Source organism: Alloalcanivorax profundimaris, assembly GCF_015265435.1.
GTDB lineage: Bacteria > Pseudomonadota > Gammaproteobacteria > Pseudomonadales > Alcanivoracaceae > Alloalcanivorax > Alloalcanivorax profundimaris.
In genome coordinates, this window is record NZ_JABJWH010000016.1 from 12,945 (window position 1) to 36,926 (window position 23,982).

Consider the following 23,982-nt stretch of genomic DNA (forward strand, 5'->3'; position numbering starts at 1 on the left):
GGTGCCGCCTTACGGCCGATTCTCCGCGCTAAAGCAGTAAAGGGGCCGAGCCATATGAGCGACCATTCCCCAACACACCACACCGAACTTCTGCCGCTGGGCCCCCGGCCCGGCGGCCAGTGGCGGGTCAGCGACCGGGTCGCCGACCTCAGCCGCCGCGGACCGGCGCCGCGTCCCGTTGACGTGCCGGCCGCGCCCAAGTCCCTGGTGCTCGACCTGAATCGCACGGCGCTGATCGTCGTCGACATGCAGAACGATTTCTGCACCCCCGGCGGCTGGCTGGATCACATCGGCGTGGACACCACGCCGGCGCGCCGGCCGGTGGCGCCGCTGCAAAGCCTGTTGCCCGCCCTGCGCCACGCCGGCGTGCCGGTGATCTGGGTGAACTGGGGCAACCGCGAGGATCTGATCAACATCTCCCCGGCGCTGCGCCACGTCTACAACGGCAGCGGCCGGGACGTGGGCCTGGGTGACCCGGTGCCGGGCACCGGCGCGCCGGTACTGCAAAAAGACAGCTGGGGCGCCGCGGTGATCGATGACCTGAGCATCGACGACCGGGACATCCGCGTGGACAAGTTCCGCATGAGCGGCTTCTGGGACTCGCCCCTGGATTCCATTCTTCGCAACCTGGGCGTCAGCACCTGCCTGTTCGCCGGCGTCAACGCCGACCAGTGCGTGCTGCACACCCTGGCGGACGCCAACTTCCTGGGCTACGACACCATCCTGCTGGAGGACTGCACCGCCACCACGTCCCCGGATTTCTGTTGGGACGCCACGCTTTACAACGCCCGCCAGATTTTCGGGTTCACCGCCCTGTCCGCGGATCTGATTCCGGCTTTGGAGACTTCCTGATGTTGCCGTTCTTCAAGCGCCCCGAGCAGTTCGAGGCCTTCCGTATCAAGGAAGGGGAGAGCAACCGGCTCGTGGTGATGTTCGATTCGATCAAGGAAAAACTGGATTTCATCGCCTGCGTGGAAATCTTCGACGCGGGTGGGCTGACGCCGCCCAACACCCACAAGGCCGCCGACGAGCTGTTCTTCGTCCTGGAAGGCGAGGGCCGGGCCCGCTGTGACGACGACTGGGTGGAACTGCGCAAGGGCGACGCCATGGTGGTGCCCGCCGGCGCCGAGCACGTGGTGGAAAACACCGGCCACGGCCGCCTCTACACCCTCACCGTGATGGTGCCCGACGAGAATTTCGCGCGGCTGATCCGTAACGGCGTACCCGACCAGCTGGACGCCGAGGATCTGCGCGTGCTCCAGGGAGTCGGCCAATGACCGCCCGGGTACCGATGCCGGAAGTGATCAGCATGCGCACCCGCGACGGCGTGCGCCTGGACGCGGATGTCTACCGCCCGGACGGCGAGGGGCCGTTCCCGGCCCTGCTGATGCGCCAGCCCTATGGCCGCCGCATCGCCTCCACGGTCACCTACGCCCACCCGTCCTGGTACGCGGAGCAGGGTTACCTGGTGGTGATCCAGGATGTCCGTGGGCGCGGCTCCTCGGAAGGAGAATTCGAGCCCTTCGTCAACGAACAACGGGACGGCGAGGACACCCTGGAATGGCTGGCCGGCCTGGCGGACTGCGACGGCCGGGTGGGCATGTACGGTTTCTCCTACCAGGGCGTTACCCAGCTGTTCGCCGCCGCCAGCGGCCACCCGGCCCTGAAAACCATCGTGCCGGCCATGACCGGTTTCCATCTGGGCCGCGATTGGGCCTGCGAGGGCGGCGCCCTGCGCTTGCAGAACAGTCTGTCCTGGGCGGCCCAGTTGGGCGCGGAAACCGACCGCCGCGATCACAACCACGACCGCTTCGCCCAGCGCTACCGTCTGGGCCACGACCCGGCCGCCGACGAACTGATCGACCCGGCCTCGCCGGCGGTGCGCGAATTGCTGGCCGGCACCTTTTTCGGCGATTGGCTGGATCAGCCCCTGGACAGCGACTACTGGAGCGAGCGCTCCGCCGCCGGCTGCCTGCCGGTGGTGGACCTGCCGGCGCTGCACGTGGGCGGCTGGTTCGACAGCTTTCTGACCGGCACCTTCGCCACCTTCGAGCACCTGCGCGCCGGCGCCGGGGTTCAGCGCCTGGTGGTGGGCCCCTGGACCCATCTGCCCTGGACGCCGGCGGTGGGTCAGGCATGGCTCGGCGACGCCGCCCGTTCCACCATCGATACCCTGCAGCTGCGCTGGTTCGACCGCTTTCTCAAGGATCGCGACACCGGCGTGGAACAGGACCCGCCGGTGCAGCTCTACGACCTGGGCGCCAACCGCTGGCGCGCCTATCCGGACTACGCCGGCCTGCCCACCGAACGTCTGGCCCTGGCCAGCGACGGCAGCGCCGGCTTCGATCTGGATGGCGGCCGCCTCGGTGAGGAGGGCGAAGCCACCGTGGACACCATCATTCACGATCCCTGGCGTCCGGTGCCGACGGTGGGCGGCCACCTGGCGCCGTCCACCGGCATCCATGACCGCACCGTGGTGGATGCCCGCCCGGACGTGCTCACCTACACCAGCGCGCCGTTCGATGCCGACCGGCAACTGGCCGGCCCGGTGCGCGCCACCCTCAACGCCGCCGCCGACGCGGACAGCTTCGATCTGTGCGCGGTGCTGTCGGTGGTGGACGCCGACGGCCGCGCCCGCAATCTCACCCAGGGCTACGCCCGTGCCCGGGGCAACGGGCCGGTGCGACTGGACCTGCGCGGTACCTGCGTCCGGTTGCGTGCCGGCCAACGGTTGCGCCTCAGCGTCAGCGGCGCCTGCTACCCGGCCTACACTCTTAACGACGGCAGCGGCCGCGCCCCCGGCGCCGTGCGCGCCGCCGACCAACGCATTCTGACCCTCAGCCTGAACACCCAGGGGTCCTGGCTCGAGCTGCCGGCCCGAGCCCCGACCGCAAAGGAGGAAGTGTCGTGACAAACGCCAAAGCAACCCGCCCCGAGGTGGTGGTGCCCATGACCACCGAAGAGGAAACCCGCCCGGCCGGCGGTACCCCCGCCGTGGGCCGTCCGGTGGTGTCCGTGCGCGACGTGGACAAGGTCTACGGTAACGGCACCGTGGCCCTGAAGGACGTGGACCTGACCGTCAAGGAAGGGGAATTCATCAGCCTGCTGGGCCCCAGCGGCTGCGGCAAATCCACCCTGCTGCGCTTGATGGCCGGCCTGGGCGAGGTGAGCGCCGGCAAGGTCAATTGGTGGGAGCAGGACTACAGCGTGGTGGGCGAGAAAGGCCGCAAGCTGGCCTTCGTGTTCCAGAACGCCACCCTGATGCCCTGGGCCCGGGTGCGCAAGAACGTGCGTCTGCCCCTGGACCTGAACCGGGACAAGGGCGACGAGGCGGAGCAGCGCATTGATCAGGCCCTGGAGATGGTGGGGCTGAGCAAGTTCGGCGACGCCTACCCCCGGGAGCTGTCCGGCGGCATGCAGATGCGCGTGTCCATCGCCCGGGCCATGGTCACCGGCCCCAACCTGCTGCTCATGGACGAACCCTTCGGCGCCCTTGACGAGATGACCCGCAACAAGCTCAACGACGACCTGCTGCGCCTGTGGAAGGACAACGGCTGGACCGTGGTATTCGTCACCCACAGCGTCTACGAGGCGGTCTACCTGTCCAACCGGGTGGTGGTGATGGCCGCCCGCCCGGGCCGCGTGATCGACGAGGTGCCCATCGAGGCGCCGTACCCGCGCGGCCAGGAGTTCCGTGTGTCCACCGAGTTCGCCGGTTACTGCCGGCGGGTGTCCGAGGCCCTGGAAGTGGCCAGCCAGCAAGGTGAGGAGGCGGCGTCATGAAATCCCCGTTGCTTGAAAACGAAAAGTTCGTGCAGGTGGCGGCGCCCATGTTCGTGGGCTTCCTGTTCCTGTTGCTGTGGGAAGCCATCGTGCGCGCCAACGACATTCCGCCCTACATCCTGCCCGGCCCGCTGGAAATCGGTAAGGCCTTCGTGGAGGACTGGGGGGTGCTGTTCCACGGCCTGCTGATGACCCTCAAGGTAACCCTGCTGGCGTTCGGGATTTCCGTGCTGCTGGGCACCGCCGCCTCGCTGCTGTTCGTGCAGAGCCGCTGGATCGAGGTGAGTCTGTTCCCCTACGCCGTGCTCATGCAGGTCACGCCGATCGTGGCGATCGCGCCGCTGATCATCATCTGGGTGGACGACACCACCTGGGCGCTCACCGTGTGCGCGGTGATCATCGCGATCTTCCCGATCATCTCCAACACCACCCTGGGCCTGCGCAGCGTCGATCCGAACCTGCTCAACATGTTCCGCATGTACCGGGCCGGCCGCCTGCAGCAACTGGTGCGCCTGCGTATTCCCAGTGCCCTGCCGTACTTCTTCGGCGGCATGCGCATCAGCACCGGCCTGGCGCTGATCGGCGCGGTGGTGGCGGAGTTCGTGGCCGGCACCGGCGGCACCCAGGCGGGGCTCGCCTACCTGATTCTGCAAGCCGGCTACAACCTGGATATCCCGCGCATGTTCGCGGCCCTGGGGTTGATCACCCTGACCGGTATTTCCCTGTTCGCGCTGATGGTCTGGTTGTCGGATCTGGTGCTGCGCAACTGGCACGAAAGCGCGCTCAAGGTGGAGCAATGACATGGAGACCACGATGACCGACAACGACACCCTCAAACAGCTGTGCGCCGACCTGGACGGCATCGAGCTGAGCATGGAAGACCGCGCCCTGCAGCGTTATTCCAAGGACTTCGCCTGGTTCAGCCCGGTGCTCGTGGAGCAGCTGCGCGGCAAGCAGGCCGAGCTGGTAGCCAAGCCCGCCAGCGAGGAAGAAGTGAAACGGGTGGCGGCGGCCTGCTCCAGGCATGGCATTCCGCTCACCCTGCGCGGCAGCGGCACCGGCAACTATGGCCAGAGCACGCCGCTCAAGGGCGGCGTGCTGATGGACATGAGCGGCCTGAACGAGATTCTCTGGATCGAGAACGGCGTGGCCCGGGTCCAGGCCGGCGCGCGGCTGGTGGACATCGACAAGGCGGCCCGGGAGAAAGGCTGGGAGCTGCGGCTGATGCCCTCCACCTACCGGCTGGCCACCGCCGGCGGCTTTTACTGCGGTGGTTTCGGCGGCGTCGGCTCGATCACCTACGGCTCCATCGGCGACCCGGGCAACGTGCTTGGCGTGCGCGCCCTGAGCATGGCCGAGCAGCCGCAGGCCATCGAACTGCGCGGCGCGGAAGCCCGCGACCTGTACCACGCCTATGGCGTCAACGGCCTGATCACCGAACTGGAATTCGCCCTGGCGCCGGCACTGGACTGGCAGGAAGTGATGCTCAGCTTCCCGGCGTTCATGTCGGCGGTGAATTTCTGCCAGGCCCTGGGCAGCACCTGCGGCACCATGAAGAAACTGCTGACCCTGCTGGCGGACCCGCTGCCGCAAATGTGCGGTCTGGAGGGCAAGATCCCCGCTGGACACACCGCGGTGGTGGCGATCGTCAACCGGCCCGGGCTGGACGCGCTCCATGAACTGCGCGAGAAATTCGGCGGCGCCCTGGTGGAGGAGCAACCCCACGCCGAGGTGTTCGGCACCACCAAGAGCATGATCGAGCACAGCTGGAACCACACCACCCTGCACATCTTCCGCAAGCACAAGGACATCACCTACCTGCAAAGCGGCTTCCGGCCCTGGGAGAACGTGGAGCGGGTGGAGCAGATGCACGAGCACTTCGGCGAGGAGGTGATGATGCATCTGGAATTCCTGCGCGCCGACGGCGCGGTGACCTGCAGCGGCATCCAGGTGGTGCGTTACACCACCGAGGAGCGGCTCAACGAGATCATCCAGTACCACCGCGACCAGAACGTGCACATCAGCAACCCGCACACCTACATCCTGGAAGACGGCGGCAAGCTCAGCGTCGACCCGGGCCAGCTGGCCATGAAGCGCCGCCTGGATCCCCAGGGTCTGCTCAACCCGGGCAAGATGCGCACCTGGGACGAGGAGGCCGCGGCATGACCCAGCTCCACGGCGCCGTGCCGCCGTCCCGTTTTCTGCCGTATTTCACCGCGCCGGCCATCGAGGCCCTGCCGGACAAGGAAAACACCGTGATCGTGCTGCCCATCGGTGCCATCGAGCAGCACGGCCCGCACCTGCCGGTGTGCACCGATACCGCCATCGCCAGCGAACTCACCGGCCGTGCCCTGGCGGCGCTGCCGGACTCGGTGCCGGCGTTCGCGTTGCCGCCGGTGTGGTGCGGCAAGTCCAACGAGCACATCAATTTCTCCGGCACCGTGATCCTCAAGGCCGAGACCCTGATGCGGATTCTCTGGGACATCGGTGAAAGCGTGTACCGCATGGGCTTTCGCAAGCTGGTGCTGCTCAACGGCCACGGCGGCCAGCCCCAGGTGGTGGAAATCATCGCCCGGGACCTGCGCGCCGAGTACCAGGATTTTTGTCTTTTCCCGGTGTTTTCCTGGGCGGTGCCGAACTGCGCCAGTGAGTATCTCTCCACCAAGGAGCTGGAAGAAGGCATCCATGCCGGCCGCTCCGAGACCAGCCTGATGATGGCGCTGGCCGGGGATTACGTGCACGCCGACAAGGCGGTGGGCGAGTACCCGCCGCCCCATCAGGGCCTGCTCACCCCGGAGGGACGCTTCCGTTATGCCTGGCTGACCCACGACCTGAGCAAAAGCGGCGTGGTGGGCGACCCGGCCGGCTCCTGCCCGGATGAAGGACGCAGAATGCTCGATTCCCTGATCGATGGCTGGGTGCAAGCGTTCACCGAGATTCACCATTTCCGGATGCCCGGCAACCCATAACGATGCACTCGTGGAGGTAGCGATGAAACTCTGGACTCTGACGCGCGTGGCCCTGGCCGGCGCCCTGCTCGGCGGCGCCCTGTCGGCCGAGGCCGACGACCTGACGCCGGTGACAGTGAGCACCACCTGGTACGCCCAGGCGGAACACGGGGGGCTGTACGCGGCCAAGGCCATGGGGCTCTACGAGCAACACGGCCTCGACGTGACCATCAAGATGGGCGGCCCCCAGGTGAACAACATGCAGCTGCTGCTGGGCGGCGCCACGGATTTCAGCATGAGCTACAGCCTGCAGGCCCTGAACGCGGTCCAGCAGGGGCTGCCGCTGGTCACCGTGGCGGCCTTCTTCCAGAAGGACCCGCAGTCGCTGATGGTTCACGAAGGACAGGGCTACGACGAGATCGCCGATCTCAAGGGCGCCGGCATCCGTATTCCCACCGCCGGCCGCGTGGCCTACTGGCCCTGGCTGAAGGCGGAGTACGGTTTCACCGACGACCAGCTGCGGCCCTATGATTACACCATTGGCCCGTTCATCGCCGACCCCTCCATCGCCCAGCAGGGCTACATCACCAACGACGGTTATTTCCTGGCCAAGGAAGACGTGGACGCCAAGAGCCTGCTGCTGGCGGACGCCGGTTGGGGCGCCTATTCCGCCACCCTGGTGACGACCCGGAACATGATCGATGAGCAGCCGGAGGTGGTGCAGGCCATGGTGGACGCCACCGCCGAAGGCTGGGCCGCCTACTTCGAGAACCCGGCGCCGGCCAACGAACTGATCAAGCAGGACAACCCGGAAATGCAGGACGATCTGATCGCCTATTCAATCCGGGAAATGAAGGAGCAGGGGATTCTGCTTTCGGACGCCGCCGAGGATGGCGCCTACGGCATGATGACCGATGACCGCTGGCAGGCGTTCTACCAGGACATGGTTGAGGCCGGCACCCTGCCCGAAGGGCTGGATTACCGGAAGGCCTACGACCTGCGTTTCATTCAGGAAACCTGGAAGTCCGGCGACTCCTGATCGCCGTCCCGGGGCGCGCGGCGCTCCAGGAGATCCTTGGAAGTACGGTGGGCGCTGAGCACGTGGTCGCGGATTTGTTCCGCCGCGTGCTCGCTTTCGCCGCGCACGATGGCCATGACGATGGCGCTGTGCTCGGCGAAGGAATTGGACAGCCGGTCGCCCACGGTGAACTGCACCCGCCGGTAGGCCAGCACCCGGGAACGGGCGGCCATGGCCGCCTCGAACAGATAGCTATTGTGGCAGCCGCGGAACAGGCGCTCATGGAAGCGCAGATTGGCGGCGTCGTAGGCGTCCATGTCCTCGTTGACCACGTGCACGTGGCTGTCCAGGTGCACGGCGAGCAGCTCTTCCCGCTCCGCCCGGCTCATCTTGATCGCCGCCATGCGCGCGCACACCGCCTCCATTTCCGCGGCGTATTCGAACATGTCGGCGAGGCGCTGGTCGGGAATCTCGATCACGAACACGCCGCGCCGGTGCTGGTGTTCCACCAGGCCGGCGGAGGCCATTTCCCGCAGTGCCTCGCGCACTGGCGTGCGTGACACGTCGAAGCGATTGGCGAGGGCGATTTCATCCAGGCGGGTGCCCGGCGGCAGGGTGCCGCTGAGGATTTCATCGGAGAGAACGCGACGGATCTGTTCCGCCAGCGGGCGATCGGAGTCCATGGGGACTTGCACGGAAAACTGCTCGCTCATTGTTATTAACCCTCGTCCATGAACGATACATGGGCGGCGACGACGCGCCATCCCTCCGGCCGTCGTGCCCACACCTGGCTTTGACGCCCGATGCGCGGATTGCCCGGCCGGCGGAACTCGGTCCAGACCGTGGCCAGGTCGTGGCCGTGGGTGGTGATACGGGTGTTATGCAGGGTGCGGGCCAAATTACCGCCGGGGCGGCCGGCGCGAAACGCCTGGATCTGGTCGTAGCCGTACAGGTTCTCCCCGGCGCCGTAGCGCACCACCCGGGCATCCTCCCAGAATAACCGATCCAGCACCGCCACGTCGTTATTTACCAGGGCTTTTTCGTATTCCTGGAAAACCGCTTCCACTTCCTCGATCACCTCGGGGATATCCAGTGCCTGGGACATTAGCCGTTCTCCCGTCGGGCCGCCAGTTGCAGAAGGGCCAGGTCGCTGCCCGGCGGGCCGATCAGCGACAGGCCCACCGGGCCCCGTTCGTCATGCAGCAGGGGCAGGGACAGTTGCGGCAGGCCGGCGGTGCCGGCCACCGCGGTCATGCACAGGGTGCGCAGGCGCACCTCGTCCACCGCCGCGTCGCTGGCGTCCAGGGGAATCGCCGAAGTGGGCGCGGTGGGCAGACACAGCACGGTGCCGTCGGCGACCTGCTCACGGACCTTGCGGCGCAAGGCGTCGCAGGCGGCGCGGGCTTCGGCGGCCTGGGCCGGGGTGATGGCGGACGCCGCAGCGAAGCGCTCCCGGATACCGGGGCCGAAGGAGGGCCGGTGTTCGGTGATCCAGTCGCCGAAATACTGCCAGGCCTCGAATGCTTGGGCCGGACGGAAGGCGTCGAAGAACGCCTGCAGCGGCCCCAGGGAAACCGGCTCGCCGGCGCTCAGCCCGGCGAAGCCGTCGGCGATCAGTTCGTGGAGCTGGCCGGCGAGGTCGTCGCCGGCCATGGCCAGGGCCTCGCTCAGCGGCCGCAGCCGGTGCGGCGCCGGCCCGTGGTAGGTGGGCAGCAGCCGTTGTCCCACCGCCAGCAGGGTGGCGGCGTCGCGGGCGAACCAGCCCAGGGTGTCGAAGCTCTTCGCCAGATGGGCGCTGTGGCGGTCGTCCACCAGGCCGTGGGTGGGGCGCAGGCCGTAAATGCCGCAATAGCTGGCCGGTACCCGCACCGAACCGCCGGTGTCGCTGCCCAGGGCGAAGTCCACCAGCCCGGCCGCCACCACCGACGCGGAGCCGCTGGAGGAACCGCCGGGGATGCCGTCCGGCACCGCCGGGTTGGGGGGCGTGCCGTAGTGCACGTTCTGTCCGGCCAGGCTGTAGGTGAGCTCATCGGTGTGGGTCTTGCCCACCAGCTCCGCGCCGGCGGCCAGCAGCGCCGTGATCACCGGCGAGGTGTGCTCGGCGGGAGCATGGGTGTCCCGGTACAGCGGGTGGCCGATGCCGGTGATGGTGCCGGCGATGTCGTAAACGTCCTTGGCGGCGAAGCGCAGCCCGTCCAGGGGGCCGTGGCCGGTGGGGGCGAGGTGGACCGGGTCGAAGTCCAGAAAGCCGTTGTCCAGTTTCACTCGTGTCTCCAAACAGATTCAAAGGCCCGACATCACGCTGCGCGGCAGCCACAGGCTGATTTCCGGGAACACATTGACGATCACCAGGGCCAGCAGCGCCAGCCACACCAGGGGCAGGGCGCCGCGCACCGCCTCCGCGTAGCGCACGTTGCCCAGGCCGCTGGCCACGAACAGATTCATGCCGAACGGTGGCGTGAACATGCCGATGGCGCAGTTCACGCACAGGATTACTCCCAGGTGCACCAGGTCGATGCCCACCGCCCGGGCCACGTTGACGATCAACGGTACCAGGATGATGACGATGGAGTTGGGGTCCAGGAACATGCCCGCCACCAGCACCACCAGATTGATCATCAGCAGCAGGGTCCAGGGGTTGTCGCTGAGCGCCAGCAGGCCGCCGGCGATGCTCTCGGTGATGCCGCTGGAGGTCAGATACCAGGAGAACGCCGCCGCCGCCGAGATGATGATCATCACCTGGGCGGTGACCACGGCGCTGTCCACGCAGACTTTCCACAGCCCGGGCAGGTCCAGCTCCTGGTACACGAACAGGCCGACGAAGGCGGCGTAGGCCACCGCCACGGCGGCGGCCTCGGTGGGCGTGAAAATGCCGCCGTAGATGCCGCCCAGGATCAGCACCGGAATCGCCAGCCCCCAGGACGCTTCGCCCACGGCGGTGAGCAGTTCCTCCAGGCCCGGCCAGGGCTTGGGTTCCAGGCCATCCCGGTGGGCCCGGTAGAAGCAGTAGCCGAAGAACACCGCGCCGTACACCAGGCCGGCGCCGATGCCGGCCATGAACAGGGCGCCGATGGACACCCCGGCCACGGCGCCGTAGACGATCATGAAGATGCTCGGCGGGATGATGATGCCCAGCGCCCCGGTGGCCATCAGCAGGCCCAGGGTGAACTTCTTGTCGTAGCCCTGCTCGGTCATGGTGGGCAGCATCATGCGGCCGATGGACACCACCGTGGCCGGGCTGGAGCCGGAGATGGCGCCGAAGAACATGGAGCCGGTCACCGTGGTCATGGCCAGCCCGCCGCGCATCGGCCCCACCAGCAGCATGGCCACGCGCAGAATGCGCTGGGACAGGCCGCCGGTGCTCATCAGGTTGCCGGCCAGGATGAACAGCGGAATCGCCATCAGCGGGAAGCTGTCCAGGCCGGAGAACATGCGCTGAATGATCAGCATCAGCGGCGTGCCGTTTTCCAGATGCAGACCGATGAACACCGCCAGCAGCAGCGCCACGAAGATTGGCAGGCCCACGGTGAGCAGGCCCGACACCATCACGAAGAATCCCGCGCCCATGCCGTTACCCCGCCAGTACCGGAGCCGCCGGAGCGACCGGTTTGCAACGCAGCACCCGCACCAGGGATTCGCCCAGGCGGATCAGCATGAGCACGCCGCTCACCGGAATCGCCAGGTAGAACAGGTACATGGGCGCCTCCATGGCCGGCGACACCTGGCCGAAGCGGTACAGGGTGGCGACCATGGCGCCGCCGAACCAGACCAGCAGCCCGGCCAGCACCGCGCAGGCCAGGATGATGATCACTTCCAGCACCTTGCGCGCGGGACCGGGGAGCAACTGGCGCAGCACGTCGATGTTGATGTGCGCGTCCTGCCGGAACGCCAGGCCGCAGGACAGGAACACCATCCAGATAATGGCGTAGCGAACGCTTTCCTCGGCCCAGCTGAACGAATGGTTGAACAGGGCGCGGGCGGTGATCTGCACGCACAGCATGATGGCGGCGAACAGGATCAGGGCGCCCACGGACGCCGCCTCCACCCTGGCCAGGCCGCGACTGAATCGTTGCCACATGACGGTTGCTCCCCGGGGCCGTTTACTGCCCCTCGTTAAGACGATCCAGTTCCTGGCGGGTGGCCTGCATCAGGTCCTCGCCGAGAATGGCGCCGAATTCCTCGTAGACCGGGTCCATGGCGTCGCGGAAGGCTTGCTTCTGGTCGTCGGTGAGCACCACCACCTCGGTGCCGCCGGCGTCCTTGATGCCGTCCAGGTAGCCCTGCTCCCGGGCGATGGAGCGCTCGCGCTGGTATTGGCCGGCTTCCCGGGCGGCGTCCATCAGGATGGTCCGTTGCGCCTCGGGGAGCTTGTCGAACCACACCTTGCTGAAGATGAAGGCGGTGCCCAGATAGCCGTGGTTGGACAGCATCAGGTAGTCCTGCACTTCGTAGAATTTCATCTGCGAGATCGACACCAGCGGATTTTCCTGGCAATCCACCACGCCCTGCTGCAGGGCGGTGTAGGTTTCCGAGAAGGCGATCGGCACCGGGTTGGCGCCCACCGCCTTGTACTGAGCGATCAGCAGCGGGCTTTCCATGACGCGGAACTTCACCCCGTCCAGGTCGGCGGGTTCATGCACCGGCTTGTCGCAGGTCATCTGCTTGAAGCCGCTCTCCCAGAAGCTGGCCGGCTCGAAGCCGGCGTCGCGCAGGCCGTCGAGTACGCGCTGGCCCACCGGGCCGTCCAGGAATTGATAGGCCACGTCCCGGGACGGGAACAGGAACGGCAGGTCGATCAGCTGCAGCTGCTTGTTGAAGCCGCTCAGTTTGGCGGTGGGAATGGGCGCCGCCTGCACGGCGCCGAACTGCATCTGCTGGGCCACCTGGACGTCGTCGCCCAGGGCGTTGTTGGGGAAGATCTTGACCTGGATGTCGCCGTCGCTGCGTTCCTCCACCAGCTTCTTGAAGCGCAGCGCCCCTTCGTGCTGGGCGCTGTCCTCGGTGAGGTCGTGGTGCAGCTTGACCACGGTGGCGGCCAGGGCGGCCTGGCTGCCGAGGCCCAGGGTGCCCAGGCACAGCGTCACCGCGGCGAGCGGGCGGATCAGTCGTTTCAACATGGTGCTCTCCTGCCAATCGAATAAGGACGACCGGAACAGAGCAGGCTTTGTGCCAACCGGAAAAGCCCTTTCCAATCAAAGACTTGAATATTTATTGCCCACAAAAATGATCCGCCTTGGTGCGCTGTGCTCCGAATGTATACACAGGTTTGGGGCGCCGGGCCTTCTATCCGGGCCGCGTCTCGGTGTGGGCCCCTTTCCGGGAACGCCGCGAGTCCCCGCAAGCGGGCCCGGCCACCCATCACAGATGGGCGGCGTTCGGCGGCGCGCGAAGCAGTGCTTCGCAACACGCTTGCCTCACCCCTGTAGGCTCCCGGTTTGACATCCTGTCAAACAGGGTCCCGGAAAGGGGCCCACACCGAGACGCTTCGAGGTAGCGTCACGCGCGGCTCCGTAGGGTGCCATCAGAGAGAAGAGAGGAAAGGAGGAAAAAAGAAGGCGGACGACACGGCCTGGAAGGGACCGTGCCGTCGCCGAGGGTTGCTCGGTTGCGGACGGGTCAGAGGGTAGCCACCAGGCCGTCGCTGCGCGGATCGCTGGCGCCCTCGATCACCCCGTCCGGATGGCGCACCACGGCGCCGGCGTGGCCCATGGTGTCGCTGAAGTCCTGGTCCAGCACCTCCACCTGATGGCCGGCGTCGCGCAGTTTCCCGACCAGCTCCGCTTCGAAGCGCGCCTCCAGCTTCAGGCTGGTGCTTTCCTCGCCCCAGGTGCGGCCCAGCAGCCAGCGCGGCGCGGTCACCGCCTGCTGCAGGGGCTGGTTGAACAGGCCGTAGCGGCTGAACACCGCCGCCTGGGTTTGCGGCTGGCCTTCGCCGCCCATGGTGCCGTACACCATGGTGCGGCCGTCGTCGAAGCGGGCCATGGCCGGGTTCAGGGTGTGGAACGGCTTGCGGCCCGGTTTCAGGGCCTGGGGCGCGTTGTCGTCCAGGGAGAAGCTGATGCCCCGGTTCTGCCACAGCACGCCGGTGGCGGGCAGCACCACGCCGCTGCCGAACTCCCAGTAGATGCTCTGGATAAAGCTGGCGCTGCGGCCCTCGCGGTCGATGCAGCCCATCCAGATGGTGTCGCCGGGCAGCGCCGGTTGCGGCCAGGGCAGGGCGGTGGCCGGGTCGATGCGGGCGGCCCGTTGGGCCAGGTCGGCGTCGGTAAGGAAGTCCGCCGGGTCCACGTCCATGTAGGCCGGGTCGGTGCAGTGACGGTCGCGCACCAGGAAGGCCTGCTTGGTGGCTTCCACCAGGCCGTGGATGTGCTCGAAGCCTTCCGCTTCGGTGACCCCCAGGCGGTCGAACAGGCCCAGGATCATCAGCGAGGCCATGCCCTGGGTGGGGGGCGGCTGGTTATAGAGGGTGGCGGTGCGCAGCCGGGTGGACAGGGGCTCCACCACGCGGGCCTGGTAGGCGGCCAGGTCGTCGCCGGTCACCGGGCTGCCGGCACGGGCCAGATCCCCGGCCAGGGCGGCGGCCAGCTCGCCGCGGTAGAAATCGTCCAGGCCGGCGTCGCCGAGGCGTTCCAGGGTGTCGGCCAGGGCCGGTTGGTGCAGCACCTGGCCTTCCCGGGGCACCTGGCCATCGAGCAGGAAGGCGTCGGCGAAGCCGGGCACGTCGGCCAGCTCCGGCAGTTTGGCGCGGGTCAGCGCTTCCTGGCTGGGGGTCACCGCCACGCCGTCACGGGCGTGGCGACGGGCGTCCTCCAGCAGGCGGGGCAGCGGCAGGCGCCCGCCCCACTGGCCGGCGATCTCCCGGGCCCGTTCCCAGCCGCCGATGGTGCCGGCCACGGTAAGCGCCGCCAGGGGGCCCCGGGACGGAATCACGTCGTGGCCCCGGTTGCGATAGAAGTCCGCGTCGGCGGCGGCCGCCGCCGGTCCGCAGGCCTCGATGGCGCGCGGCGCCTGGCCCGGCTCGGCGAGCAGCCAGAAGCCGTCGCCGCCGATGGCGTTCATGTGCGGGTAGACCACGGCGATCGCCGCCGCCGCCGCGATCATCGCCTCGGCGGCGTTGCCGCCCTCGCGGAGCACGTCCCGGCCGGCCTGGGCGGCCAGATGATGGGGGGCGACGAAGACGCCGCCCAGGGCGCGTTTGGTGTGCAGCATGACGAATCCTCAGAGCAGGCCGTAGAACATCCGCAGGGATGTCAGGAACAGGAACACGGCGAACGCCTGGCGCAGCCGGGTGGCATTGATGGCGTGGGCCAGGCGTGCGCCCACCGGTGCCATCAGCATGGTCATGGGCACGATCAGGATAAAGCCGATCAGGTTCACGTAGCCCACGGTGAACGGCGGCCGGCCGGGATCGCCCATGCCGTGCATCAGAGAGCCGATGGCGCCGGGCACGCTGATGAACAGGCCGATGGCGGCGGCGGTGCCCACCGCCTTGTGGATCGGATAGTTGAACAGAGTCAGGATCGGCACGGTGAGCGTGCCGCCGCCGATGCCCATGAGCGTGGAGAAACCGCCGATCACGGTGCCGATCAACTGCTTGAACGGGGTCGGGGGCAGGGATTCCGCCAGGGTCACGCCCTGGGGGCGGAACGCCATGTTGGCGGCCACCAGCAGGGCCACGGCGGCGAAGATCGCGGTCAGGGCGGTGCCGTCAAGGTAGCCGCTCATCCAGGTGCCGATCAGTACGCCGATCACCAGGGCCGGGCCCAGGGTCTTGAGCAGGGAGAAATCCAGGTTGCCCTTGGCCGCGTGGGCCCGCGCCGACATGATCGAGGTGGGAATGATGGTGGCCAGGGAGGTGCCCACGGCCACGTGCATCTTCACCGATTCGTCCACGCCCAGCAGGGTGAACAGGTGGTAGAGCACCGGCACGATAACGATGCCGCCGCCCACCCCCAGCAGGCCGGCCATGACGCCCGCGATCACGCCGGTGGCCAGCAGGGCCGCCACCAGCCCCACCAGCCAGGCGATGCTGTATTGATCCAGGAATTCCAACGGGTGACTCCTTCAACTGCTTTGTGGTCCGTCCCGGGCGGCGCTCCCCCGACATCGAGCGTGGCCGGCCTGGGCGGTTTCAGGGCATGGAGCAAGTTACGTGCCGTTCTTGTATACACGGGAATTGGCAGAAAAGTGAAGGGGTTGGGGCTATTTGGATGGTGAAATTTGAGCGTTCACGGGAAGGGCGCACCTTTGTGGTGCGTTTTGTGGGGCGGGTGGGTGGTTTGGGGGCAGGCTATTCATGCTAAGTAGTTTGATCAGGTGGAAAAGCCCGGTCTTTACTTTGCGCTCGAAGGCTGAACATGCCATTCCGGTACCTTGGTTTGTTTTTGTCGGGCTCCGGACTGGCTTCATCCAATCCCGCCATTGAGATAAGCTGAGCGCCGAGTGATCGGGCCACTGACAGCTAGAGAGGGCTCAGGAATTGGGGGAGAGCCGGATTTATGGAGATTATAGATAATGTTGCCCGGCTGCTCGGCGACGACCTGAAGGATACCCTGCAGCCCGGTGCCCGGCTCAAGATCGCGGCCTCCTGCTTCTCGATCTACGCCTACGAGGCACTCAAGGATGAGCTCGAGGCGCTGGACTCGGTTGAGTTCATCTTCACTGCACCCACCTTCGTGCCTGACCAGGCCAGCGACAAGTTCCGCAAGGAGCACCGTGAGTTCCACATCCCCAAGGCGGAGCGCGAGCGCAGCGTCCACGGTAGCGAGTTCGAGATTCAGCTCAAGAACAAGCTGACCCAGCGGGCTATTGCCCGCGAGTGTGCCGACTGGATGCGCCGCAAGGCCCGCTTTCGCTCCAACCGTGGCCAGGCCGCAATGCAGCCCTTTGCCGGCGTTGCGGCCTCAGGCGGCGATACCGTCTATATGCCGCTGCAGGGCTTCACGGCGGTGGATCTGGGCTACCAGCAGGGTAACGCGGTCTCCAACTTCGTCACCCGCTTCAGCGAGCCAGGCCACACCTCCCAGTTCATGGCCCTCTTCGACCAGCTGTGGCGGGACGATGAAAAGCTCGAGGACGTCACCGACCGGCTGCGCGAGCATATCGCCTCGGTCTACCGAGAGAACCCGCCGGAGCGAATCTACTTCCTGATGCTCTACCATATCTTCCACGAGTTCCTGGAAGACATCAGCGAGGACGTGCTGCCCAACGACCGCACCGGCTACCAGGACAGCGTCATCTGGCAGAAGCTCTTCAACTTCCAGCGCGACGCGGCCACCGGGGTCATCAATAAGCTGGAGACCTACAATGGCTGCATCCTGGCCGACAGCGTAGGGCTCGGGAAGACCTTCACTGCTCTGGCGGTCATCAAGTACTACGAGCTGCGCAACCGCTCCGTACTGGTACTGTGCCCCAAGAAGCTCGCCGACAACTGGCTGACCTACAATCGCAACCTGACCACCAATGTGCTGGCCCAGGACCGCCTGAACTATGACGTGCTCTGCCATACCGACCTGCAGCGCACCCGCGGCGAATCCTTCGGCATGCCGCTGGATCGCGTCAACTGGGGCAACTACGACCTGGTGGTGATCGACGAGTCGCACAACTTCCGCAACAACGACGTCTACAAGGACCGCGAGACCCGCTACCAGAAGCTGATGAACCAGGTGATCCGTGCGGGCGTGAAGACCAAAGTGCTGATGCTCTCGGCCACGCCGGTCAACAATCGCTTCACCGACCTGAAGAACCAGCTGGCGCTGGCCTACGAGGGCGAGGCCGAGAACCTGACCCGCCATCTCAATGGCGCCCAAGACATCGAAGGCATTTTTCGGCGCGCCCAGGCCACCTTCAACGAGTGGTCGGCGCTCCCGCCCGAGAAGCGCACCACGGGCGCCATCCTGCAGGCGCTGGACTTCGACTTCTTCGAGCTGCTGGACAGCGTCACCATCGCCCGCTCACGTCGGCATATCGAAACCTTCTACGATACCCGCGATATCGGCAGCTTTCCTGAGCGCCGCAAGCCACTCTCGTTTCACTGCCCGCTCACTCACCGAACCGATGTGATCGGCTTCAACGAGATATTCCAGCAGCTCTCCCAGCTCAAGCTCTCGGTCTACGCCCCGATCAGCTACATCCTGCCCAGTCGCCTCAAGAAGTACGAGGCGATGTACGACACCGAGGTGTACAGCGGGAGGTCCAGCTTCAAGCAGGTGGACCGGGAGAGGAGCCTGCAGGCTTTGATGACGACCAACCTGCTCAAGCGTCTGGAAAGCTCAGTGGCGGCGTTTCGCCTGACCCTGGAGGGGCTGCAGGATAGCTATCGGACCATCCTGGACAAGATCGCGGCCTTCAAGCGGACCGGGCGCGCCGAGAGCTTCGCGGACATCGCCGCGTCCTTCGAGGATTCCGGACCCGACGACGACAGCATCCCCATGCCGGGCGATGCCACGGTGGGCAAGAAGGTCCAGATCAGCCTGGCGGACATGGACCTGCCGTCCTGGGAGCATGACCTGAGCACCGACCTGGTGTGGATCGAGCTGCTGCTGGAGGAAATGGCCAAGGTCTCCCCGGCCGACGATGCCAAGTTGCAGCACCTCAAGACCCAGATCGCCGGCAAGCTGGCCTCGCCGATCAACCCCGGCAACCGCAAGGTGCTGATCTTCACCGCCTTCGCGGATACCGCCAAGTACCTCTACGACAACCTGGCACCAAAGCTGCTGGAGAGCCAGGGCGTGCACACCGGCCTGGTTACCGGAAGCGACGCCCCGAAATCCACCCTCGGCGCCATGCCCAACAGCCGCCAGCACTACGACTTCCAGGGCCTGTTGACGCTGTTCGCCCCGCAGGCCAAGAGCAAGGCCATGGTGTACCCCGATGAACCCCGCGAGCTGGACATCCTGATCGGGACCGACTGCATCTCGGAAGGCCAGAACCTGCAGGACTGCGACACCCTGATCAACTACGACATCCACTGGAACCCGGTGCGCATCATCCAGCGTTTCGGGCGTATCGACCGCATCGGCTCGCCCAACGCCAGCATCCAGCTGGTCAACTACTGGCCGGACATCAGCCTGGACGAGTACATCAATCTCAAGGAACGCGTCGAGAACCGCATGGTGATCGCCGACGTCACCGCCACCGGCGACGACAACGTGCTCAATGCCCAGTCCAACGACGTCGCCTACCGGCGCGAGCAGCTGCGCCGCCTGCAGGATGAAGTGGTGGAGATGGAAGACCTCAAGTCCGGCGTGTCGATCACCGACCTGGGCCTAAATGAATTCCGTATGGACCTGCTGGGCTACATGAAGGATAACGGCGACCTGAGCCGTGTCCCGAATGGCCTGCATACCGTGGTACCGGCCCGCCCTGAGAAGGGTCTGCAGCCCGGGGTCATCTTCACGTTGCGCAATCTCAATCAGCGGGTCGGTCGCCAGGGTAGCGGCCTGCAGCAGCAGAACCGCCTGCACCCCTTCTACCTGGTCTACATCAGCCACACCGGCGAGGTGATCAGCGACTACACCGAGGTCAAGCGCCTGCTGGACCTGGCCCGTACCGCCTGCAAGGGGCTGAGTGACCCCGTCGAAGCCGTCTATCGTGCCTTCAACGAGGAAACCCGCGACGGCCGAGAGATGCACGCCTATTCGGCGCTACTGGATCAGGCCATCCGCTCGATGATCGAGGTGAAGGAGGACAGGGACATCGACAGCCTGTTCAGCGGTGGCGAGACCACGGCACTGGTCGATATCATTGAAGGGCTCGACGACTTCGAGCTGATTACCTTCATCGTCATTCGTGAGGCAGACTCGGCCATAGACACAGGTACCGGCACGGAGCGTCATGCGGCCAGCGGGGAAAGCGAGAAAGAAGGATGACGGCACCGCTCTACCAGTACCCTACCACGACGCTGCTCGGGCGTGTGGTGGCCAAGCAGCGCATCCTGGCGCATGTGCGGGCCACTGCCAAGCTCAGGGAGCGCCTGCGGGATGAGGTCGCTCAGATCACTTGGCATGCCAAGCTGGCCCATGGCACGATCAACCTGACAGGTACCCAAGAGGTGCCTGAGCTGCAGGTCTTCGTGATCACCCTCAAGGGCGAGGATCTGCACCGAGACGTGCTGCGGGCCATCGACCGCGCCATTCCCTTCCCGATCCTGTTTGAGCTACACGGCACCTACGGCATCCGTGTCACCGCCACCTACAAGCGGCCCAGCCAGACCGACCCCAGCCAATGGGTGCTGGATGACCACTACGCCAGCAGCGACTGGCTGCCCGCCGACACGCCCCGACAGCCGCTGCCCACGGCCATCGACCTGAAACAGCTCTACCAGCAGCTGCTGCGCAGCTTGCTTTCCACACCGGCCCGCCGGGGCGAGGCCCTGCCGGATCAGCTGGAGCGCTTGAAGGCCCTGGAATCCCTCAAGAAGGATGCCGACAAGCTCGAGAAGCGCCTGCGCAACGAGAAACAGTTCAACCGCAAGGTCGCGATCAACGCCGAGCTGCGCTCGATCCGCGAGAAAATTGCCGATTATGACACTTGATCACGACCGCAGAGGTCCGGAGACACGCGACACCATGGACAAGCTGAAGATGCATTCTCCCAACCTGACCGAGGCTAACATCGCCAAGCTGGCCGAGCTGTTCCCCAGCTGTGTCACCGAAGCGCGGGATGAGCAGGGGAGGGTGAAGCAAGCCATCGATTTCGACCAACTGCGCCAGGAGCTCTCTGAAAATATTGTTGAGGGACCCCAGGAGCGGTTTAGGCTGGATTGGCCCGGTAAGAGAGAGGCTCTTTTGGCTGCCAATGCGCCGATTGCAAAGACGCTTAGGGCTTATCGAGAAGAAAGTGTTGATTTTGATTCCACAAGAAACATTTTCATTGAGGGCGATAATCTAGACGCCTTGAAGTTAATACAAGAAGCATACCTAGAGAAAGTTAAGGTGATTTACATAGATCCTCCTTATAATACTGGAGGTGATTTCATCTACAAGGACACTTTTCAATCAATGAAAAGATCCTTTGAGAGGGATACTTTTCAGTATGACGACCAATTAGGTAGGATGGTTGCAAATCCTGAAACTGAAGGTCGCTATCATTCTAATTGGCTCTCAATGATGTATTCAAGGATTAGAGTTGCCAAAAACTTGCTAAGAAAAGATGGCGTTATTTTTATATCTATTAGCGACATCGAGGTTTCTAATCTAAGAAAAATATGCGATGAGATTTTTGGAGAAGGAAACTTCGTAACTCACTTTACGTGGATTAAAAAGAGAAAGGGAAGCCATCTTTCAAGAGTTTATCGATCAATGACTGAGTTTGTTCTTTGCTATGCTAGAGATATTGATAAAGTTGAGCTTTTTGGGGAGAGAGCTTATAGTGAAAAATGGCAGCCGTTAGCAAAAAGAACAAACTCTTCTAAGCATCTTTTCTTTCAGGGAGGGGTTGTTGAAACAACTCTGGAAGATGGATATTATCCATCAGGAGAGTACGGCAAAGGTACGTCATCAATATTCTTTGAAAATGGAATTAAGGTTGAGTCAGGAGTTGTTTCTAATGATTTTTCTGTTAAAGGCCCTTTTGTATGGACACAGGTAAAGCTTAATAGTGAAATTGGCTTGGGGAGCAGGGTGTCATTATCAAAAAAATTCGGCTTTAACTCCTTGAGGCATGATCAGGCTGATAAGGTGAAGCGGCCTTCGACACTTATTGATAAAAGTTGCGGCGTTGGCACTAATGAAGATGCGTATGAAGAGGCTTTAGAGTTATTCTCTAATGAAGGGGTCATGAGCTATCCTAAGCCGGAAAGCTTGATAAGATACTTGGTTAGAACTGCTACGGAGAATGATAAAGACTCAATAGTACTAGATTTCTTTGCTGGATCTTCGACCACTGCACATGCAGTGATGAAGCTTAATTCTCTTGACGCTGGGCGTCGCCAATTTATCATGATTCAGCTGCCGGAGCCTGTCGAAGAAACTTCTACTGCATGGCAGTTAGGATATGGGAATATAGCAGAAATTTCCAAGGAGCGTGTTCGTAGGTGTGGAAGAATTATTAAAGGAGAGGAATCCGGCATAGATCTTGGCTTTAGGGTTCTGAAGGTTGACTCGTCAAATATGCGTGATATCCACTATTCGCCAGAGGCACTTAGTCAGGACCTGCTGTCTGAAAATATAGATAATATCCGCGAGGGCCGTAGTTCCGAAGACCTGCTCTTCCAAGTCTTGCTGGACTGGGGCGTAGACCTTTCACTTCCTATCTCTCGCCAGGAGCTTGATGGCAAAACCATCTTCTTCGTCGACGGAGCCGAGAAGCATATGGCCCTGGCCGCCTGCTTCGACCTCGATATCGACGAGGGCTTTGTCAAGCAGCTCGCCGAGTACGAGCCGTTGCGCGTGGTGTTCCGCGATGCCGGCTTTGCCAGTGACAGCGTTAAGATCAACGTCGAGCAGATCTTCGCCCAGAAGTCGCCCAATACCGACGTCAAGGTGATCTAGGCCCATGAGCATGGACGAGCAGGCGCTGACGGAGTTGCTGCACTCCCTGATCGAGCGCTGGGAGAGCGAGGTGGTCGAATTCAAGCGCGGTGGCAAGGGCTTCTCCACCTCGGATTTGGGAAAATACCTCTCGGCGCTGGCCAACGAGGCGAATCTGCGTGCCTGCGAAAGCGCCTGGCTGGTCTTCGGCATCGACGACAAGACTCGGCGCATCTTGGGGTCCGAATACCGTCAGGCTTCCGGCGAGCTCGACAAGCTTAAGATGCAGATCGCCGATGGCACCGAGCCTAGCATCACCTTCCGCGACATCCATGAGTTGCAAACACCCGAGGGGAGAGTGCTGCTGTTCGAAATTCCGCCCGCGCCGATGGGAATGCCCATCGCCTGGCACGGGCATTACTATGCTCGTGCCGGGGAGAGCCTGACCAGCCTGGGTCTGGACAAGCTGGATACGATTCGGCGACAGACCGATACTACGGACTGGTCCGTTCAACTGGTGCCGGATGCCACATTGGATCACCTAGACCCGGAGGCGGTCGCCAAGGCCCGCGAGTCCTTCGCCAAGAAGTACGCCAACCGCTTTGAGCCTGGCGAGGTGATGGGGTGGCCACTGGCAACCTTTCTGGATCGCGCCAAGCTGACGCTGGACGGTAAGATGACCCGGGCGGCTCTCCTGCTGCTCGGCAAGGCGGCGGCGGTACCGCTTCTGTCGCCCCATCCCGCTCAGCTGACCTGGAAGCTGGAGGGGGCGGAGCGTGCCTACCAACACTTCGGCCCGCCGTTCCTGCTGGCCACGACGCAGTTGTATCAGCGTATCCGCAATATCCAGTTGCGTCTGTTGCCCCAGGACGAACTAGTACCTATCGAAGTTTCCAAGTACGACCAGAAAATCGTCCTGGAAGCGTTGCACAACTGTATCGCTCATCAGGACTACAGTCGCAATGCGCGTGTGGTGGTGATCGAGCAATCCGACCGGCTGGTCTTCGACAATGAAGGTAGCTTTTTCGAGGGTGAACCTGGCGATTATCTGGAGGGACACCGGGTTCCCAAACGCTACCGTAACCCTTTTCTGACCCAGGCCATGGCCGAGCTCAACATGATCGACACCATGGGCTATGGAATTCATGACATGTATTCCCGCCAGGCCAGGCGTTATCTCCCGCTGCCCGACTATGACCTGAGCAAGCCAGGTGCCGTCAGGCTGACGGTGCATGGCGGCGTGGTTGACTCCGCCTATAGCCGCCTGTTGATTCAGCAGACTGATCTGGCTCTGGTCGATGTACTGGCGTTGGATCGAATCCAGAAGCAGCTGCCGATTGCCGATGATGCGGTCACTCGCCTGAGGCGGGCTGGCCTGATCGAAGGGCGCAAGCCTAATTATCACGTCTCCGCCAGCGTGGCGGACGCGACGGCGACCAAGGCCCAGTACATTCACACCCGTGGGCAGGATGACGCCTTCTACGCCAAGCTGGTGACCGACTACCTGGCCAAGTTCGGCTCCGCCAACCGCCGGGAGATCGACACCCTGCTGTGGGACAAGCTCAGCGATGCCCTGGATGAGCAAAAAAAGAAAGCCAAGGTGGGTAACATCCTGACCAAGCTGCGCCGAGCCGGCCGGATCCGCAATGCCGGCAGCCGCAGTGCGCCGGAATGGCGGCTGGCGGAGGCTGATGCAGAAAGGTCTGCAGAAAGAAACGGCGGCTTTGCAGAAAGGAATTGAACGAGGTTATGTTTAAGTTGT

General features: G+C 64.2%; 20 protein-coding genes. 12 read left to right on the forward strand and 8 right to left on the reverse strand.

Annotated features, from left to right (window positions below):
- Positions 1-54: 54 nt before the first annotated feature.
- Genes HMJ39_RS09645 through HMJ39_RS09680 form a run of 8 tightly spaced genes read left to right on the forward strand, consistent with a single transcriptional unit; the run spans position 55 to position 7,770 of the window.
- The gene (locus HMJ39_RS09645; protein ID WP_194297155.1) at positions 55-852 is read left to right on the forward strand and encodes a cysteine hydrolase family protein; all 798 of its coding nucleotides are present in this window, start codon (positions 55-57) and stop codon (positions 850-852) included.
- Positions 852-1,277: a cupin domain-containing protein gene (locus tag HMJ39_RS09650; RefSeq protein ID WP_194297156.1), complete on the forward strand. Its 426-nt coding sequence runs from the start codon at positions 852-854 to the stop codon at positions 1,275-1,277. The genes HMJ39_RS09645 and HMJ39_RS09650 overlap by 1 nt, the downstream gene beginning before the upstream one ends.
- Entirely contained in the window at positions 1,274-2,911 is a 1,638-nt protein-coding gene (locus HMJ39_RS09655; protein WP_228462266.1) for a CocE/NonD family hydrolase, read from the forward strand. The genes HMJ39_RS09650 and HMJ39_RS09655 overlap by 4 nt, the downstream gene beginning before the upstream one ends.
- Positions 2,908-3,783 carry an ABC transporter ATP-binding protein gene (locus HMJ39_RS09660; RefSeq protein ID WP_323370882.1) on the forward strand — a complete coding sequence of 292 codons (876 nt, stop codon included), beginning with the start codon at positions 2,908-2,910 and terminating at the stop codon, positions 3,781-3,783. The genes HMJ39_RS09655 and HMJ39_RS09660 overlap by 4 nt, the downstream gene beginning before the upstream one ends.
- Positions 3,780-4,583, forward strand: a complete 804-nt coding sequence (locus HMJ39_RS09665; protein WP_161384196.1) for an ABC transporter permease — start codon at positions 3,780-3,782, stop codon at positions 4,581-4,583. The genes HMJ39_RS09660 and HMJ39_RS09665 overlap by 4 nt, the downstream gene beginning before the upstream one ends.
- A 1-nt stretch (position 4,584) precedes the next feature.
- Positions 4,585-5,949: an FAD-binding oxidoreductase gene (locus HMJ39_RS09670; protein WP_228462267.1), complete on the forward strand. Its 1,365-nt coding sequence runs from the start codon at positions 4,585-4,587 to the stop codon at positions 5,947-5,949.
- Entirely contained in the window at positions 5,946-6,752 is an 807-nt protein-coding gene (locus tag HMJ39_RS09675; RefSeq protein ID WP_161384194.1) for a creatininase family protein, read from the forward strand. Before HMJ39_RS09670 ends, HMJ39_RS09675 begins: the two co-directional genes overlap by 4 nt.
- Before the next feature lie 22 nt (positions 6,753-6,774).
- A complete protein-coding gene (locus HMJ39_RS09680) occupies positions 6,775-7,770 on the forward strand; it encodes an ABC transporter substrate-binding protein (protein WP_194297157.1) in 996 nt (331 codons plus the stop codon).
- On the opposite strand, the gene HMJ39_RS09685 is transcribed toward HMJ39_RS09680, so the two are convergent.
- The 8 genes from HMJ39_RS09685 to HMJ39_RS09720 form a co-directional block, all read right to left on the reverse strand.
- Complete coding sequence (locus tag HMJ39_RS09685; RefSeq protein WP_194297158.1) at positions 7,740-8,462, reverse strand: GntR family transcriptional regulator; 723 nt, start codon at positions 8,460-8,462, stop codon at positions 7,740-7,742. The genes HMJ39_RS09680 and HMJ39_RS09685 overlap by 31 nt on opposite strands.
- 5 nt (positions 8,463-8,467) lie before the next feature.
- A complete protein-coding gene (gene hpxZ, locus HMJ39_RS09690; RefSeq protein ID WP_161384191.1) occupies positions 8,468-8,854 on the reverse strand; it encodes an oxalurate catabolism protein HpxZ in 387 nt (128 codons plus the stop codon).
- Positions 8,854-10,014, reverse strand: a complete 1,161-nt coding sequence (locus HMJ39_RS09695; RefSeq protein ID WP_194297159.1) for an amidase — start codon at positions 10,012-10,014, stop codon at positions 8,854-8,856. Before HMJ39_RS09695 ends, hpxZ begins: the two co-directional genes overlap by 1 nt.
- 18 nt (positions 10,015-10,032) lie before the next feature.
- On the reverse strand, positions 10,033-11,316 hold the full coding sequence (locus HMJ39_RS09700; protein ID WP_161384189.1) for a TRAP transporter large permease: 1,284 nt from the start codon (positions 11,314-11,316) through the stop codon (positions 10,033-10,035).
- Between the two features lie 4 nt (positions 11,317-11,320).
- Positions 11,321-11,827: a TRAP transporter small permease gene (locus tag HMJ39_RS09705; RefSeq protein WP_194297160.1), complete on the reverse strand. Its 507-nt coding sequence runs from the start codon at positions 11,825-11,827 to the stop codon at positions 11,321-11,323.
- Between the two features lie 22 nt (positions 11,828-11,849).
- The gene (locus tag HMJ39_RS09710) at positions 11,850-12,866 is read right to left on the reverse strand and encodes a TRAP transporter substrate-binding protein (RefSeq protein WP_194297161.1); all 1,017 of its coding nucleotides are present in this window, start codon (positions 12,864-12,866) and stop codon (positions 11,850-11,852) included.
- A gap of 499 nt (positions 12,867-13,365) precedes the next feature.
- Positions 13,366-14,958: a gamma-glutamyltransferase family protein gene (locus tag HMJ39_RS09715; protein WP_194297162.1), complete on the reverse strand. Its 1,593-nt coding sequence runs from the start codon at positions 14,956-14,958 to the stop codon at positions 13,366-13,368.
- A gap of 9 nt (positions 14,959-14,967) precedes the next feature.
- Positions 14,968-15,801, reverse strand: coding sequence for a sulfite exporter TauE/SafE family protein (locus tag HMJ39_RS09720; protein ID WP_194297163.1), 834 nt, complete (start codon positions 15,799-15,801; stop codon positions 14,968-14,970).
- Positions 15,802-16,247: 446 nt separating this feature from the next.
- Here HMJ39_RS09720 and HMJ39_RS09725 point away from each other — a divergent pair, with 446 nt between their 5' ends.
- The 4 genes from HMJ39_RS09725 to HMJ39_RS09740 are packed head-to-tail and all read left to right on the forward strand — an operon-like array spanning position 16,248 to position 23,961.
- Positions 16,248-19,619, forward strand: a complete 3,372-nt coding sequence (locus tag HMJ39_RS09725) for a helicase-related protein (RefSeq protein WP_194297164.1) — start codon at positions 16,248-16,250, stop codon at positions 19,617-19,619.
- Positions 19,616-20,284: a DUF4391 domain-containing protein gene (locus tag HMJ39_RS09730; RefSeq protein ID WP_194297165.1), complete on the forward strand. Its 669-nt coding sequence runs from the start codon at positions 19,616-19,618 to the stop codon at positions 20,282-20,284. Before HMJ39_RS09725 ends, HMJ39_RS09730 begins: the two co-directional genes overlap by 4 nt.
- 34 nt (positions 20,285-20,318) lie before the next feature.
- Positions 20,319-22,241 (forward strand): site-specific DNA-methyltransferase, encoded by a 1,923-nt coding sequence (locus tag HMJ39_RS09735; RefSeq protein WP_194297166.1) that lies wholly within the window; start codon positions 20,319-20,321, stop codon positions 22,239-22,241.
- A gap of 4 nt (positions 22,242-22,245) precedes the next feature.
- Positions 22,246-23,961: an RNA-binding domain-containing protein gene (locus HMJ39_RS09740; RefSeq protein WP_228462268.1), complete on the forward strand. Its 1,716-nt coding sequence runs from the start codon at positions 22,246-22,248 to the stop codon at positions 23,959-23,961.
- Positions 23,962-23,982 lie beyond the last annotated feature (21 nt).